The organism is Roseicella frigidaeris (assembly GCF_003258945.1).
Taxonomy (GTDB): Bacteria; Pseudomonadota; Alphaproteobacteria; order Acetobacterales; family Acetobacteraceae; genus Paracraurococcus; species Paracraurococcus frigidaeris.
Window position 1 is genome coordinate 290,752 of sequence record NZ_QLIX01000002.1, and the last position, 15,307, is coordinate 306,058.

Below are 15,307 nucleotides of genomic sequence, written 5' to 3' on the forward strand. Positions count from 1 at the left end.
CCTGCCACGGGTCCAGGCAACGGCGATCCTGCAGCGCGGCGATGGCGGCAATGGGGTGGGAAGATGGCTCCGGCGGTTGGATTCGAACCAACGACCAACGGATTAACAGTCCGCTGCGCTACCGCTGCGCCACGCCGGATCAGCCAAGGGAGCGGCCGTATAGCACTCATGCCGCACCCTGTAAGCCCCCTGGAGCCGCTTTTGTCCGGCCCGTTCACGGGCCGGATCCGCCTGGAGGTCCGGGGCGGAATTGAACCGCCGTAGCAGGTTTTGCAGACCTGTGCCTGACCACTCGGCCACCGGACCGCCGGGACGGAGGAACCGCTCCGGGCGCGGGCCCTCTTTGGGGCCGCGCCCGGCCGAGGTCAAGCCGGCGTGGCGGCTCGGGGGGCGGCTGGCGGACCCCCGCAGAAGGGCGCTTGGCGCGGCCGCGCCACGGCCCCTATAAACCCGCGGCCCCGAGAAGGTAACGGCTTCATGGACTTTGCCGACGCGCGCAAACGCATGGTGGATGGGCAGTTGCGGCCGAACAAGGTGACCGATCCGCGCGTGCTCGACGCGATGCGGGAGCTGCCGCGGGAGAGCTTCGTGCCGGCCTCCCTGCGCATGCGCGCCTATGCCGACGAGGATGTGCCGCTGCCCGGCGGCCGGGCGCTGATCGAGCCGATGGTGATCGCCCGCCTCGCCCAGCTCGCCGCCGTGCGTCCCGGCGACCGCGCCCTCGTGCTGTGCGCCGGCAGCGGCTACGGCGCCGCCGTGCTGGCGCGCTGCGGCGCGCAGGTGACGGCGGTCGAATCGGATGCGGCGCTCGCCGGCCTCGCCGCCTCGGCCCTGGCCGCCTGCCTGCCGGCCGGCGCGGTGCGACTCGAAACCGGCAGCCCGGCCGAGGGGCACCCCGGCGGCGCGCCCTACGATGCCATCCTGATCGAGGGCGAGGTGCCCGAGGTGCCGCCGGCGATCGCCGCGCAGCTCGCCGAGGGCGGGCGGCTGGTCACCGTGCTCGGCGGCGGCCGGCGCACCGGCGTCGCGGTGCTGGCCCGCAAGCTCGGCGGCGCGGTGAGCGTGACCCCGGCCTTCGATTGTGCGACCATTGCTCTGCCGGATTTTGCACCGGCGCCCGGCTTCGTCTTCTGACGCGGCGTCCCCCGGGTCTTCCCTCCGGGGCGGCGCGGGCATGCAGGCGAAGGAGGCGCGGGACCGCCCCCGGCGAAAGGTCTGGAGCCGCCGCCGGAGCGCGGGCATGCAACAGGTTGTTGCAAAGCTTGCCGCACTTGCTCCGCGCGTGCATTGCGGTATGGCGGTGGGGCCGGCACGTCCAGCGGGGCGTGGTTGCGCCCCCGGGATCAGCCTTGGGGCTTCCCCCCGGGGCCGGCCCGTTGGGACGGAAGGACATGGCTAGATGAGAGTGAAACGCCCCGCCCTGGTGCTGGCCTCCGTGCTGCTGGCACCGGCAGGCCTGTCCCTCGGCGCTCCGGGGGCGGCAGCGCAGTCCCTGCCGGAGGCGATGGCGCAGTCCTACGCCAACAACCCCTCCCTGCTGGCGGCGCGGGCGCAACTCCGCTCGGTGGACGAGAACGTGCCCCAGGCCCTGGCCGGCTGGCGCCCGAGCGTCAGCGTCGCCGTCAGTGGAGGCTATGTCGATGGCCGGGCGCGGTCGCTGGGGGCCTTCCAGGACCCCGACGTCCCCTTCGGCACCATCCGCCGCGGGGTCACCACGCATGTCGACCGGCAGCTCTTCACCAGCCAGGTCACCGTCACCCAGCCGATCTTCCGCGGCGGCCGCACCGTCGCCAGCACGCGGCGGGCGGAGAACCAGGTGCTCGGCCAGCGCGCCCGGCTGCTCGCCCAGGAGCAGCAGGTGATGTCGGACACGGTGAACGCCTTCGTGGCGGTGATCCGCGACCAGGAATTGCTGCGGCTCAACATCAACAACGAGCAGGTGCTGACCGAGCAGCTGCGCGCGACGAACGAGCGCTTCCGCGTCGGCGAGATCACCCGCACCGACGTCGCCCAGGCGGAGAGCCGCCTCGCCGCCGCCCGCGCCAGCCGCGCGGCGGCCGAAGGCAGCCTGCAGATCAGCCGCGCCACCTATCAGCGCACCGTCGGCTCGGTCCCGGCGCGGCTGGTGGCGCCGCAGCCGCTGCGCCCGCCGGTGATGAGCGCGCAGGAGGCCGGCGACGCCGCCGCCAACAACAACCCGGCCGTGGTGGCGCTGCTGTTCGACGAGGCGGCGGCGCGGGATGCGGTCTCGGTCCAGGTGTCGAACCTGATGCCGCAGGTCTCGGTGCAGGGCTCCGCCTTCCGCCAGGACAACTCGCTCGGCCCGCATACCCGGAGCACCGGCGCCCAGGTCGTCGCCCAGCTCACCGTGCCGATCTACCAGGGCGGCTCGGAATACTCGGCGGTCCGCCAGGCCCGGCAGGCGGCGCAGCAGGCCCGCCAGCAGGTCGAGGACCAGCGCCGCAGCGTCACCCAGGCGGCCACCCAGGCCTGGGAGCAGCTCGTCAGCTCCCGCGCCCAGGTCGATTCGCAGCGCGCCGCCATCCGCGCCTCGGAGATCGCCCTCGACGGCGTGCAGCGCGAGGCCATCGTCGGCAGCCGCACCACGCTCGAGGTGCTGAACGCCGAGCAGGAGCTGCTGCAGAACCGCACCAACCTCGTCCAGGCCCTGGCGACGGTGGTGGCGCAATCCTACACCCTGGCCGGCACGGTCGGCCGGCTGACCGCCCAGGACCTCGGATTGCAGGTCGACCCCTACGATATGCGCGCGTATTATAATGCCGTGCGCAACCGTTGGTTTGGGCTCGGGGATTACTCGGGCGTAGCGGAGACTCGCTGATGGCGGATGAGCGGGCCGGACCTGCCGCAGCGCCCCCCCCGGGGGGTGCCGCAGAGCCCAGCATGGAGGACATCCTCGCCTCGATCCGTCGGATCCTGAGCGATGATGTGGTCCCGCCCGCACCCGGCGCCGTGACCGAGCCGGCCCCCGGCCTCGCTCCGGCGGCCGGGACCGATCCGGGCGAGGAGCCGCTCGACCTGACCGAGGAGATGCTCGTCGCGCCAGCCGCGCCGCCAACCGCCGAGCCGCCGGCCGCGCCGCCATCGCCGCCTGCCGCTCCCGCCACCCCGGCCCCTGCGTCCCCGGCTCCAGTGTCCCTGGCCCCCGCCGCCGCGCCGGCCCCGCCGCTGCACGAGACGCGCGGCCCCGCGCCGGCGGTCCCGGCGGCACCCGATCCGAGCCTGCTGGCGCCGGCCGCCGCCGCCGCCGCCGCCGCCTCGGTGGGGTCCCTGCTGCGGGCCGTGGCGAGCGACCGCTCGAGCCCGGTGAGCCGCGGCGGGCCGAGCATCGAGGATGTGGTGCGGGAGGAGATCCGCCCCCTGCTGAAGGATTGGCTCGACCGGCACCTGCCGCCCATGGTCGAGCGGCTGGTCCGCGCCGAGATCGAGCGCGTGGTGGGCCAAGCGCTCTCCTGACCGCCGCCGCGGCGAATCCAACGGGCGCCGCAGCCTGACCCCTTGACGGGGGCCGGGGCGCGGAACACGGATGCGCCATGCTGGACAAGACCCTGACCCCGGGCAGCTTCGAGACCCGCCTCTACGAGGGCTGGGAGCGCTCGGGCGCCTTCGCCTGCGACCCGACGAGCAGCGCCGCCCCCTTCACCATCATGATCCCGCCGCCCAATGTCACGGGCAGCCTGCATATGGGCCACGCGCTGACCTTCACCATCCAGGACGCGCTGATCCGCTGGCGGCGGATGCAGGGCCGGGATGCGCTCTGGCAGCCGGGGACGGACCATGCCGGCATCGCCACCCAGATGGTAGTGGAGCGGCTGCTCGCCGCCGAGGGCAACCAGGACCGCCGCGGCCTGGGGCGCGAGGGCTTCGTCGAGCGGGTCTGGCAGTGGAAGGCCGAGAGCGGCGGCACCATCACCCGCCAGCTCCGCCGGCTCGGCGCCAGCCTCGACTGGCCGCGCGAGCGCTTCACCATGGATGCAGGCCTCTCGGCCGCGGTGCGGGAGGTCTTCGTCACCCTGCATCGGCAGGGGCTGATCTACCGGGACCGCCGCCTGGTGAACTGGGACCCCAAGCTGCAGACCGCCATCTCCGACCTCGAGGTCGAGAGCCGCGAGATGAAGGGGAGCCTCTGGTACCTGCGCTACCCGGTGGAGGGCGAGCCCGACCGGTTCATCACCGTCGCCACCACCCGGCCGGAGACGATGCTCGGCGACACCGCCGTCGCGGTGCATCCCGAGGATCCGCGCTTCGCCGCGCTGGTCGGCCGGCGGGTGATCCTACCATTGGTCGGCCGCGCCATCCCGGTGGTGGCGGACAGCTATTCCGACCCGGAGAAGGGCACCGGCGCGGTCAAGATCACCCCGGCGCACGACTTCAACGATTTCGAGGTCGGCCGCCGCCACGACCTGCCGATGCCGAGCGTGCTGGATGCCGAGGCGCGCATCAGCCTCGAGGAGATCGCCGGCGATCTGCGCGCGGTCGAGGGCGTCGCCGAGCCGGATTTCGTCCGCGGCCTCGCCGGGCAGGACCGCTTCGCCGCCCGCAAGGCGATCGTGGCGCGGCTCGAGGAACTCGGCCTGCTGGAGAAGATCGAGCCGCACACCAACCAGGTGCCGCATGGCGACCGCGGCGGCGTGCCGATCGAGCCGCGCCTCACCTGGCAGTGGTACTGCGACGCGGCGACCCTGGCGAAGCCCTGCATCGCGGCGGTCGAGGACGGCCGCATGCGCTTCGTGCCGAAGCAGTGGGAGAACACCTTCTTCGCCTGGATGCGCGACATCCAGCCCTGGTGCGTCTCCCGCCAGCTCTGGTGGGGACACCAGATCCCGGCCTGGTACGCGCCGGATGGCAGCATCTTCGTCGAGAAGACCGAGGAGGAGGCGCAGGCCGCGGCACGGGCCAGGTTCGGCGCCGAGGTGGCGCTGACCCGCGACCCGGACGTGCTCGACACCTGGTTCTCCTCCGCCCTCTGGCCCTTCAGCACGCTCGGCTGGCCGGAGAAGACCGCGGAGGTGGCCCGCTACTATCCCGGCGACGTGCTGGTGACGGGCTTCGACATCATCTTCTTCTGGGTCGCCCGGATGATGATGATGGGCATGCACTTCATGGAGGATGTGCCCTTCCGCGACATCTACATCCACGGCCTGGTCCGCGACGAGAAGGGCCAGAAGATGTCGAAGTCGAAGGGCAACGTCATGGACCCGCTGGAGCTGATCGACGCCTATGGCGCCGATGCGCTCCGCTTCACCATCTGCGCGCTCACCGGGCCGGGCCGCGACGTGAAGCTCGGCCGCAAGCGGGTGGAGGACTATCGCGGCTTCGTCACCAAGCTGTGGAACGCGGCCCGCTTCCTCGAGATGAACGGCGTGCGGCCCGATGCCGGCTTCGACCCGGCGGCGGCGCGGACGCCGCTGGCGCGCTGGGTCCTCGATGCCGCCAACCGGGCCGTCGCGGAGGCGACGGCGGCGCTCGAGGCCTATCGCTTCGACGAGTATGCCGGCGCCTGCTACCGCTTCGTCTGGAACAGCTTCTGCGACTGGTTCATCGAATTCGCCAAGCCGGTGCTGAACGGCCCGGACGGGGCGGAGAAGGAGGAGGTGCGCGGCGCGGCGCAGCATGTGCTCGGCACCGTGCTGCGGCTGCTGCACCCGGCGATCCCCTTCGTCACCGAGGAGCTCTGGGACCATTTCGGCTATGGGCCGGATTGCAGCCTGATCCGCGCCGCCTGGCCGGTGCCGGTGGCGGTGACCGGCGCCGAGGCGGCGCGCGAGGAGCTGGACTGGGTGGTGCGGCTGGTCGGCGAGGTGCGGGCGGTGCGCTCGGAGGTGAACGTGCCCCCCTCCGTCACCACGCCGCTGCTGCTGCGCGACGCGGCGCCGGAGAGCCTGGCGCGCATCGAGCGCTGGAGCGAGGCGATCCGCCGCCTCGGCCGCGTGACCGAGGTGACGCCGCTCGCCGGCGAGCCGCCCAAGGGCGTGGCGCAGGCGGTGGTGGGGGAGGCGACCGTGATGTTGCCGCTCGCCGGCGTCATCGACCTGGCCGCCGAGCGCGCCCGCCTGGCGAAGGAGCGCGGCAAGGCCGAGGGCGAGGCGCGCAAGGTGCAGGCGAAGCTCGGCAATGCCGACTTCATCGCCCGCGCCCCCGAGGAGGTGGTGGAGGAGAACCGCGAGCGGCTGCAGGCGGCGCAGGCCGAGATGGCACGGCTGGACGCGGCGCTGGCACGGATCGCGGGGTAGGTGGGGGCCCGCGCCCCAGGCTCCTGTTCCAGAGCATCGTCACCTGTCCGGATGAGGTCATCCGGACAGGATCTGCTCTAGCCCGCCGCGGCGCCGCTGATCCGCACCAGTTCGCGCATCTTCGGCTCCTGCGACCTGGCATAGGTGGCGAATTCCTCCGCGCCGATCAGCCAGGGCGTGGCGCCGTTCTCCATGTAGACCCGCGTCAGCTCCGGGCTGGCGAGCGCCTTCAGCGAGAGCTCCGCCATGCGCTGCACCAGGGCCGGCGGCAGGCCGGCCGGGGCGATCAGCCCGTTCCAGCTCGACAGCTCGAAACCCGGCAGGAATTCGGCCAGTGTCGGCAGGTCGGGCAGCATCGGGCTGCGCTCGAGGCTGGCGACGGCCAGCGCCCGCACCTTGCCGTCGCGCACCGCGCCGATCGGGCCGGCGATGTTGTCGAACAGCACCTGCACCTGCCCGGCCATGAGGTCGATCAGGGCCGGGGCGCCGCCGCGATACTGCACGAAGGGCATCTCCGTGCCGGTGCGCGTCTTGAACAGCTCCGCCGTCAGGTGCGGCGTCGTGCCGGCGCCGCCGGTCGCGTAGTTGTAGCGGCCGGGATTCGCCTTCAGCAGCGCGATCAGCTCCGGCACGCTGCGGGCCGGCACCGCATTGTTGACGATGAGGATGTTGGGCTGGCGGTAGAGGCCGGAGATGAAGCTGTAGTCGCGCGCCGGGTCGTAGGGCAGGCTGGGGAAGAGCGAGGGCGCGATGGCGAGGTTGGCGACGCCGCCCAGCCCGACGGTGGTGCCGTCGGGCCGGGATTTCGCGATGGCGTCGCTGCCGACCGTGCCGCCGGCGCCGGTGCGGTTCTCGACCACGAATTGCTGGCCGGTGAGCTGCGCCATCGCCTGGCACCAGGCGCGGGAGAGGATGTCGTTCGCCCCGCCCGGGGCATAGAGGTTGATGAAGTGCACCACCTGGCCGGGCCATCCGGCGGCTTCGCCGCGAGCCAGGCGCGGCGCGGCGAGGCCGGGCGCCCCCAGGGCGAGGGCGATCGCCTGGCGGCGGGTGATGGCGGGTGGCGTCATGGCATGTCCTCCCCGGTGGCTCTCTGGCCGGTTGAGCCCGCAGCTTGCGGCGCCGGCCCGCCGGGACGCCAGCGGAAAGGGCCCGGTGCCGAGGGGGCTGCCGATGGGGGCCGTCGCTGGGGGGCCGTCGCTGGGGCACCAGCAACGGCCCTTCCCATCAGCCGCCGCGGCGCCGGGCCGGCGACGGCTGCGCCCGCTCGAAATAGAAGGTGCCGCAGAGCTCGCCCTCATCGGCCGATTTCGGGATCGCCTGGCTGGAGAAGGCGGCGAAGGCGCGCCCGGTGGCCGGCGCCCGCTCGCCGATCGGGCGCGGCGTCCAGACCGCGATGAGGCGCACCGGGCGGCCATTGCCGCAGAGCCGGCTGCCGCGCAGCAGCACCGGGTTGCCGGGCACCGTCGCCTTGTAGAAGGTCGCGCTCACCCGCTGGCCGTCGACCAGGAAGTCGGCGGCCTCGCCGGCCGGCTCGAGCGCCAGCGAGGCGCGGTTGCCGAAGGTGATCCGGTCGGGCGTGAAGCTGACCTGGCCGGTGATGGCCCTGGCGGTGGTGCTCTCCGGCTCCCACAGCTCGGGCTCGGGCGGCGGCGGCGGGAGCGGCCCCGTCTCCGGCGCGGCGAGGCTGTTCGGCAGGGTCAGCCTGTCGGGCACGGTCAGCTGGGCGGCCGCCGGGCCGGCCACCAGCAGCGCGATGCCGAGCGCCGTCACCAGTCTCGCCTGCATGCATCATTCTCCTGTCTGCGGTCCATCCCGGCCATTCTACCGCGGATCGGGCCCCGGCCGGGATGCATTCGTTGCGCCGCCGCACGCCTCGGCGTGGGCCAGGCACGGCCCGGGCACGGCCCGGGCACGGAATGCCTTGCGCGGCGTTGGCGGGGGAGGAAGATGACGCTCCGCCTGACTCCAGGGAAACGCCCGATGACCAAGTGGGACAAGTCCAAGCTGCCGAGCCGCCACACCACGGTGGGGCCCGACCGCGCGCCGCATCGCAGCTACTACTACGCCATGGGGCTGACCGAGGCGGAGATCGAGCAGCCCTTCGTCGGCGTCGCCACCTGCTGGAACGAGGCGGCGCCCTGCAACATCGACCTCGCCCGCCAGGCGCAGAGCGTGAAGGCCGGGGTGAAGGAGGCGGGCGGCACGCCGCGCGAGTTCACCACCATCACCGTGACCGACGGCATCGCCATGGGGCATCAGGGGATGAAGTCCTCGCTCGCCTCGCGCGAGGCCATCGCGGACACGGTCGAGCTCACCATGCGCGGCCATTGCTACGACGCGATGGTCTGCCTCGCGGGCTGCGACAAGTCGCTGCCGGGGATGATGATGGCGATGCTGCGCCTCAACGTCCCGAGCGTCTTCATGTATGGCGGCTCCATCCTGCCCGGGAAGTACCAGGGCCGCGACGTCACCGTGGTCGATGTGTTCGAGGCGGTCGGCCAGCACGCCGCGGGCAACATGTCGGATGCCGAGCTGCACGCGCTCGAATGCGTCGCCTGCCCCTCCAGCGGCTCCTGCGGCGGGCAGTTCACCGCCAACACCATGGCGACGGTGAGCGAGGCGATCGGCCTCGCCTTGCCGGGCTCCGCGGGCACGCCCGCGCCCTATGAGGAGCGCGACCGCTGGGCGGTGGAATCGGGCAAGGCGGTGATCGATCTGCTGCGCCGCAACCTCCGCCCGCGCGACATCGTCACCCGCAAGGCGCTGGAGAATGCCGCGGTGGTGGTGGGCGCCACCGGCGGCTCGACCAATGCCGGGCTGCACCTGCCGGCCATGGCGCATGAGGCGGGCATCGACTTCACCATGGACGACGTGGTGAACATCATGCGCCGCACGCCCTATATCGGCGACCTGAAGCCGGGCGGCAAATACGTCGCCTACGACGTCTACAAGATCGGCGGCATCCCGGTGATCATCAAGGCGCTGCTCGATGCCGGGCTGCTGCATGGCGACTGCATCACCGTCACCGGGAAGACGCTGGCCGAGAACCACAAGGACGTGGTCTTCCCGACCGACCAGGACGTGATCTACCCGGTGAGCAAGGCGCTCTCGCCGACCGGCGGCGTGGTCGGGCTGAAGGGCAACCTGGCGCCGGACGGCGCCATCGTGAAGATCGCCGGCATGAAGACGCTGCGCTTCGAGGGCCGGGCGCTCTGCTTCGACAGCGAGGAGGCGGCCTTCCAGGCGGTGGACCAGCGTGCCTACAAGCCGGGCGACGTCATCGTCATCCGCTACGAGGGGCCGAAGGGCGGGCCCGGCATGCGGGAGATGCTCTCGACCACCGCCGCGATCTACGGCCAGGGCATGGGCGAGCAGGTGGCGCTCATCACCGATGGGCGCTTCAGCGGCGCGACGCGCGGCTTCTGCGTCGGCCATGTCGGGCCGGAGGCGGCGGTCGGCGGCCCCATCGCGCTGCTGCAGGATGGCGACCGCATCGTCATCGAAGCCGAGACGGGCAGCATCGACATGCTGGTCGAGGAGGCGGAGCTCGCCCGCCGCCGCGCCGCCTGGCAGCCGCGGCGGACGGACTACAATGCCGGCGCGCTCTGGAAATACGCGCAGCTCGTCGGGCCGGCGCATCTCGGCGCGGTGACGCATCCGGGCGCCGCGGCGGAGACGCATGTCTATGCCGATCAATAGGCCCGGCGGGTGACGCGGATGTAAGCGGCGCCTCCTGTCGGCTGCCCGCGTTTCGCCGCAAGCGCGGTGTCTGATACGAACGGCCGTTGATGGTGACCCATCAACGGCTCCCTCAGACGCCGGGCGCGAACCTCCGGTTCGCTTGGCTTCGCGCCACTGGGCGCGGCGCCCATCCGGGCGCTCGGCATGAATGTTCCATTCATGCCGTGGGTATGATCAGGGACAGGAGGAGTTCCGCCCGATGCGTCTCTTGCGACCGCTTCTGCTCATCCCGTTGCTGGCGGCCCTCGGCGGCTGCGCCGTCTATCCGGCGCCCTATTACGGCCGGGCCTATGTCGCGCCGCCACCGCCGCCGCCGGTCTATGCCCGGCCCTATTACGGCTGGGGCCGGCCCTATGGCTATGGCTGGGGCTATCGCCGCTGGTAAGCCCCCCGGCCATGGCGGGGCAGGGCGGGCGGCGTCACCGCAGCTCGCACCAGACCGGGGCGTGGTCGCTCGGCTGCTCCTCGGCCCGCGCGGCGACATCGACGCCGCAGGCGACGAGCCGCTCCGCCAGCTCCGGGCTGAGCAGGATGTGGTCGATCCGGAGGCCGCGATTGGATTCGAAGGCCGGGCCGTAATCCCAGTAGGTATAGGGCGCGTCCTGCGGGTGCAGCGCCTGCAGCACATCCGTCATGCCGGCATGCAGCAGCATGCGGAAGCGGGCCCGGCTCTCCGGCCGCACCAGGGCATCGGTCGGGGGCAGGGCGCCCGGCGCCAGGTCGGCCTCGGTCGGGCAGACATTGAAGTCGCCGAGCACGACGACCGGCTGGAAGCGGTCCAGCCGCGCCTGCACCCAATCCGCCAGCCGCTCCATCCAGCGCAGCTTGTAGGCGAAGCCGGCCTCGCCGCCGGAATTGCCGTTCGGCAGGTAGATGCCGGCGATGTCGATCCCCTCGGCCCGCAGGGCGATGAAACGCGCCTGGGCGTCCTCCGCCTCGCCCGGCAGGGCCTCCTCGGTCACCTCGAAGGGGATGCGGCCGAGCACGGCGACGCCGTTGCGCCCGCCCGCCTGCCCGACGGCGCGGAGGGCATAGCCTTCCGCCGCCAATGCCGCCGGCATCTCCTCCGTGCGGCATTTCAGCTCCTGCAGGAGGACGAGGTCCGGGCTGTGCCGCGCCAGGAAGCGCTGCAAATGCGGCACGCGCCGGCGGATGGAGTTCACGTTGAAGGTGGCGAGGCGGATCATGCCCCCAGCATCGCCGCTGCCGCCCGGTTTGGTAAGGGCGCCCGGGGCAGATCAGACGGGTGGGATCAGGCGACCGAGAAGCTCACCCCGCAGCCGCAGCCGGAGACCGCCTGCGGGTTCCTGACCGTGAAATGCGCCCCGATCAGCGCCTCGTTCCAGTCCAGCTCGGCCCCGGCCAGCAGGTCGAGCGAGACCGGGTCGATGAAGACCCGCGTGCCGCCGGCCTCGATGACGAGGTCGTCCGCCGCCGCCTCCTCCTCGAGGGCGAAGCCGTACTGGAAGCCGGAGCAGCCCCCGGCGCTGACCGAGACGCGCAGCCCCGCCGTCGGGCGGCCCTCGCGGCGGGCGATCTCGGCCACCTGGGCGGCGGCGCGCGGCGTCACGCGGAAGCGGGGCAGGTCGGAACCATCGGGCATCGGTCTCTCCTGGCGGCGCGCCGGGGCACGCCGCCGCAAGGCTTTGCCGGAAAGATAGGGGCGGTCGGGGCGGAATTCCAACCGGCGGCGCTGTTGCGGCCCCCTGGCGGGCCTGTTAGGCAACCGGCATGACGCACGAGGCCCGCGCCGAGCCGCTCGCCCCTTGGGCCGTCCGGCCCGAGACCTCCCGCGGCCGACTGCATGCGGAGCCGGCCGGCGACCCGCGCTCGCCCTTCCAGCGCGACCGGGACCGGATCATCCATACCGGCGCCTTCCGCCGCCTGCAGTACAAGACCCAGGTCTTCGTCTTCCATGAGGGCGACTATTTCCGCACCCGGCTGACCCATTCCATCGAGGTGGCGCAGATCGCTCGCGCCATCGCCCGGCGCTTGCGGCTGGACGAGGACCTGGCCGAGGCGCTGGCGCTGGCGCACGACCTCGGCCACCCGCCCTTCGGCCATGCCGGCGAGGAGGCGCTGGACGGGCAGATGCGGCCCTATGGCGGCTTCGACCACAACGCCCAGTCCCTCAAGGTCGTCACCCTGCTGGAGGCGCGCTACGCCGCCTTCGACGGGCTGAACCTCTGCTGGGAGACCCTGGAGGGGCTGGCCAAGCACAACGGCCCGGTGCGGCGCCCGGCCACCTATGTCGCGGAATACGACGCGCGGCATCCGCTCGACCTCACCAGCCATGCCTCGGCCGAGGCGCAGGTGGCGGCGCTGGCGGATGACATCGCCTACAACAACCACGATCTCGACGACGGCATCCGCGCCCGCTTCTTCACCCTGGAGGAGGCGGCCGCCCTGCCGCTGATCGGCGATGCCTATCAGGAGGCCCGCTCCCTGCATCCGAAGGCGTCGCGGGAGCGGCTGACCACGGAGACGGTGCGCCGCGTCATCAACGCCATGGTGCAGGACGTGGTGCGCGAGACGGCGCGCCGCATCGCCGCGATCGCGCCGCGCAGCGCCGACGACATCCGGGCCGCGCCGGAGCCGGTCGTCGCCTTCTCGACCGCGATGCAGGAGGCGAACCTGCTGATCCGGGATTTCCTGTTCCACCGCATGTACCGCCACTGGCGGGTGAACCGCGCCATGCAGAAATCGAAGCGGGCCAGCCAGATGGTCTTCCAGCTCCTCCATGGCGGGCCGCAGATGCTGCCCGACGAGTGGCGGGAACGGGCGGGGGAGCCCGGCTCGCCGCAGGCGGCGCGGGTGGTCTGCGACTACATCGCCGGCATGACCGACCGCTACGCACTCGAGGAGCACCGGCGGCTGACGGACCCGAACATCCCAGGCTGAGCCGCCTAGACCACGATCCGCTCACTCTGGTTCGCGGACCACGGTCTGGAGCAGATCCCGATCAGGTGGACTCACCTGATCGGGTGACGATGCTCTGAAAACAGGAGCCTAAGGGCGCTTCGTTTGATCGCGTGATTCACGCCTTCGGCGCTTCCACCTCGGGCATCACGCCCTGGGGGCCGCGGGGTGCGCCGCCGGCGGCGTCAGCCGGGCACCATCTCGAGCCCGGTCGCATCGCGCAGCAGCGCGTCGAGTTCCTCCATGCGGAACGGCTTGCGCAGCAGCACCCGCACCGCCTCGGGCCGGGTGCCGGGCAGGCCGGCCGCATAGCCGGTGATCATCAGCACCACGAGGCCGGGCCAGCGGAGGCCAATCGCCTGCGCCAGCTCGGCGCCGTTCATCCGCGGCATCGCGTAATCGGTCACCACCACCTGCAGGTCGGGCCGCTGCTCCAGGACGATCAGCGCCTCGGCCCCGTCGCGGGCCTCGACCACGTCATGCCCCATCTCGCGCAGCGCCGCCGCGGTCGCCAGCCGGGCCAGCGCATCGTCGTCGACCAGCAGGACCCGGCATCCGGCCTCCGACCGGGCCGGCGCCGGCTCGGCCGGCGACGCGGCCGCGACCATCGCCATGGGGGCCTGGGGCAGCCAGAGGCTGACGCGCGTGCCGCAGCCTAGCCGGCTCTCGATGCGCATGGCGCCGCCGGACTGGGTGACGAAGCCATGCACCATCGAGAGGCCGAGCCCGGTGCCCTTGCCGACGGGCTTGGTAGTGTAGAAGGGCTCGAGCACCCGGTCGAGCACCTCGGGGGCCATGCCGACGCCGGTGTCGGCGATGGTGAGGACGACATAGTCGCCCGGCGGCGCCGAGCCCTCCGGCGCGTCGAGATGCGCGTTGCGGGCGCCGATGGTCAGCGTGCCGCCCTCCGGCATGGCGTCGCGGGCGTTGATCGCCAGGTTCAGCACGGCCAGCTCGGCCTGGGTCGGGTCCACCAGGACATGGGCGATGTCGGGCTCGATCGCCGTCTCGATCGCGACCGGCACGCCGACCGCCTTCGGCAGCAGCTCGCCCACCCCGGCCACCAGCGTCCGCGGATCGACCGCGCGCGGCTGCAGCGCCTCGCGCCGGGCGAAGACCATGAGCTGCCGCACCAGCTTCGCGCCCCGCTCGACCGCCTGCAGGCTGGCATCCAGCACCTTGCGGCCATTCTCCGGCACCTTGGGGGCCAGCAGGAACAACCCGCTGCGGATGGCCTGCAGCAGGTTGTTGAAATCATGGGCCACGCCGGCGGTGAGCTGGCCGACCGCATCCAGCGTCTGGGCCCGCCGCAGCGCCGCCTCCGCCTTCTCGCGGCGGTCGATCTCGGCCGCGAGGCGCTGCGCCATGTCGCGCCAGCGGTGGGAATCGCGCCGTTCGTCGCGATACTGGTGCAGCACCATCAGCGCCATGCCGAGCAGGGCGGCGACGGCGAGGGCGGTGTAGAGGCCGAGCAGCGACACCCGGTCGCGCCAGCCGTCCAGCACCGCCGCCGTCTCGACGGAGAAGGCGAGGTGCAGCGGATAGTCGCGGACCTGGGCGAAGGCGCTCAGCCGCTGCACGCCGTCGATCGGCGAGATCCCGTCGAAGCTCCCCTCGCGTTGCGCCAGGGCGGTGCGCAGGAAGGTGCCGCTGGTCGGGATATGCTCGACCTCGTGATCCGCCGGTCCCCTGGTGATCACCCGCCCGTCGCCGCGCGCCAGCGTGACCACGTAGCGCAGGCTCGGGGCGTACCGCACCCAGAAGGCGGTGAACTGACCGACCGGCACGCCGACGCGGAGGATGCCGTCGAACTGCCCCTCCGCCGTGACCCGGCGGCGGCTGAGGGTGATCTGGCGCGGCGTCGTGGCCGTCTGCGGCTGCACCCCGACGAAGGTCCAGCTCTGGCGGCTGCGCAGCGCCTCGAACTCCTCGGTGCCGAGCAGCCTGTCGCCACGGGCCGCCGGGAAGCGGCTGGTGGTCATGCGGAGGCGACCCTCGCCATCCGCCAGGGTGATGTCGGTCGGCTGGCCGAGATCGCCGGCCACGCGCAGCAGATAGGTCCAGAGCCGGAGATCGCCGCCGATCTCGTCCCAGCTCCGGCCCTCGGTCTGCCGGATCACCTCCGAGAGGACGAGCTCGCTGGTCTCGAGAACGCGGGCGGCATGCTCGTGCAGCACGGCCACGGTCCGCCGCGCAGTCTGCTCGGCCTCCTCGAGCGCCTGCCGGCGCTCGCTCCAGGCCGTCCAGACGAAGAGGCCGAGGGGGAGCAGAACCGAGAAACCGAGCAGCAGCAGATGCGTGGGCGCATGCCGCCCCGGCCGACGCGGCGCCGCGTCCAGGGCTGCGCCATCGGGCGCGGCGTCGGGTCTCGGCCGGGCCCGGCGGAACAACAT

Annotated in this window: 12 protein-coding genes and 2 tRNA genes; 7 read left to right on the plus strand and 7 right to left on the minus strand. The window is 72.5% G+C overall.

Annotated elements, in window-relative coordinates; translation table 11 throughout:
- Nucleotides 1-64: 64 nt before the first annotated feature.
- Nucleotides 65-139 (minus strand) — tRNA-Asn (locus DOO78_RS04235).
- A gap of 93 nt (nt 140-232) precedes the next feature.
- Nucleotides 233-306 (minus strand) — tRNA-Cys (locus DOO78_RS04240).
- Nucleotides 307-477: 171 nt separating this feature from the next.
- On the opposite strand from DOO78_RS04240, the gene DOO78_RS04245 reads away from it, so the two are divergent.
- From DOO78_RS04245 to DOO78_RS04260, 4 genes are all read left to right on the plus strand, one after another.
- Complete coding sequence (locus tag DOO78_RS04245) at nt 478-1,134, plus strand: protein-L-isoaspartate O-methyltransferase family protein (protein ID WP_111468474.1); 657 nt, start codon at nt 478-480, stop codon at nt 1,132-1,134.
- A gap of 265 nt (nt 1,135-1,399) precedes the next feature.
- Complete coding sequence (locus DOO78_RS04250; RefSeq protein ID WP_111468475.1) at nt 1,400-2,839, plus strand: TolC family outer membrane protein; 1,440 nt, start codon at nt 1,400-1,402, stop codon at nt 2,837-2,839.
- A 131-nt stretch (nt 2,840-2,970) separates the two neighbouring features.
- The gene (locus tag DOO78_RS04255) at nt 2,971-3,474 is read left to right on the plus strand and encodes a DUF2497 domain-containing protein (RefSeq protein WP_207802782.1); all 504 of its coding nucleotides are present in this window, start codon (nt 2,971-2,973) and stop codon (nt 3,472-3,474) included.
- 77 nt (nt 3,475-3,551) lie between these two features.
- Nucleotides 3,552-6,251 carry a valine--tRNA ligase gene (locus tag DOO78_RS04260; protein ID WP_111468477.1) on the plus strand — a complete coding sequence of 900 codons (2,700 nt, stop codon included), beginning with the start codon at nt 3,552-3,554 and terminating at the stop codon, nt 6,249-6,251.
- 77 nt (nt 6,252-6,328) lie between these two features.
- On the opposite strand, the gene DOO78_RS04265 is transcribed toward DOO78_RS04260, so the two are convergent.
- Complete coding sequence (locus tag DOO78_RS04265) at nt 6,329-7,321, minus strand: Bug family tripartite tricarboxylate transporter substrate binding protein (protein WP_165838708.1); 993 nt, start codon at nt 7,319-7,321, stop codon at nt 6,329-6,331.
- Between the two features lie 157 nt (nt 7,322-7,478).
- Nucleotides 7,479-8,039 (minus strand): hypothetical protein, encoded by a 561-nt coding sequence (locus DOO78_RS27340; RefSeq protein ID WP_165838709.1) that lies wholly within the window; start codon nt 8,037-8,039, stop codon nt 7,479-7,481.
- Between the two features lie 195 nt (nt 8,040-8,234).
- Here DOO78_RS27340 and ilvD point away from each other — a divergent pair, with 195 nt between their 5' ends.
- Nucleotides 8,235-9,953, plus strand: coding sequence for a dihydroxy-acid dehydratase (gene ilvD, locus DOO78_RS04270; protein WP_111468479.1), 1,719 nt, complete (start codon nt 8,235-8,237; stop codon nt 9,951-9,953).
- 241 nt (nt 9,954-10,194) lie between these two features.
- Nucleotides 10,195-10,380 carry a hypothetical protein gene (locus tag DOO78_RS04275; RefSeq protein WP_111468480.1) on the plus strand — a complete coding sequence of 62 codons (186 nt, stop codon included), beginning with the start codon at nt 10,195-10,197 and terminating at the stop codon, nt 10,378-10,380.
- A 34-nt stretch (nt 10,381-10,414) separates the two neighbouring features.
- Here DOO78_RS04275 and xth read toward each other — a convergent pair whose 3' ends face one another.
- The gene (gene xth, locus DOO78_RS04280; RefSeq protein ID WP_111468724.1) at nt 10,415-11,179 is read right to left on the minus strand and encodes an exodeoxyribonuclease III; all 765 of its coding nucleotides are present in this window, start codon (nt 11,177-11,179) and stop codon (nt 10,415-10,417) included.
- Between the two features lie 68 nt (nt 11,180-11,247).
- Nucleotides 11,248-11,598: an iron-sulfur cluster insertion protein ErpA gene (gene erpA / locus DOO78_RS04285; protein ID WP_111468481.1), complete on the minus strand. Its 351-nt coding sequence runs from the start codon at nt 11,596-11,598 to the stop codon at nt 11,248-11,250.
- Nucleotides 11,599-11,726: 128 nt separating this feature from the next.
- Here erpA and DOO78_RS04290 point away from each other — a divergent pair, with 128 nt between their 5' ends.
- Nucleotides 11,727-12,896: a deoxyguanosinetriphosphate triphosphohydrolase gene (locus tag DOO78_RS04290; protein ID WP_111468482.1), complete on the plus strand. Its 1,170-nt coding sequence runs from the start codon at nt 11,727-11,729 to the stop codon at nt 12,894-12,896.
- Nucleotides 12,897-13,099: 203 nt separating this feature from the next.
- Here the strand turns inward: DOO78_RS04290 and DOO78_RS04295 are convergent, their stop codons facing one another.
- Nucleotides 13,100-15,307: an ATP-binding protein gene (locus tag DOO78_RS04295; RefSeq protein ID WP_111468483.1), complete on the minus strand. Its 2,208-nt coding sequence runs from the start codon at nt 15,305-15,307 to the stop codon at nt 13,100-13,102.

Coding starts and splice junctions, on each gene's coding strand:
- ilvD (WP_111468479.1), top strand. CDS start 8,235: ATGACCAAGTGGGACAAGTCCAAGCTGCCGAGCCGCCACACCACGGTG.
- DOO78_RS04290 (WP_111468482.1), top strand. CDS start 11,727: ATGACGCACGAGGCCCGCGCCGAGCCGCTCGCCCCTTGGGCCGTCCGG.
- erpA (WP_111468481.1), bottom strand. CDS start 11,598: ATGCCCGATGGTTCCGACCTGCCCCGCTTCCGCGTGACGCCGCGCGCC.
- DOO78_RS04260 (WP_111468477.1), top strand. CDS start 3,552: ATGCTGGACAAGACCCTGACCCCGGGCAGCTTCGAGACCCGCCTCTAC.
- DOO78_RS04275 (WP_111468480.1), top strand. CDS start 10,195: ATGCGTCTCTTGCGACCGCTTCTGCTCATCCCGTTGCTGGCGGCCCTC.
- DOO78_RS04245 (WP_111468474.1), top strand. CDS start 478: ATGGACTTTGCCGACGCGCGCAAACGCATGGTGGATGGGCAGTTGCGG.
- DOO78_RS04295 (WP_111468483.1), bottom strand. CDS start 15,307: ATGTTGTTCCGCCGGGCCCGGCCGAGACCCGACGCCGCGCCCGATGGC.
- DOO78_RS04265 (WP_165838708.1), bottom strand. CDS start 7,321: ATGACGCCACCCGCCATCACCCGCCGCCAGGCGATCGCCCTCGCCCTG.
- DOO78_RS04250 (WP_111468475.1), top strand. CDS start 1,400: ATGAGAGTGAAACGCCCCGCCCTGGTGCTGGCCTCCGTGCTGCTGGCA.
- DOO78_RS27340 (WP_165838709.1), bottom strand. CDS start 8,039: ATGCAGGCGAGACTGGTGACGGCGCTCGGCATCGCGCTGCTGGTGGCC.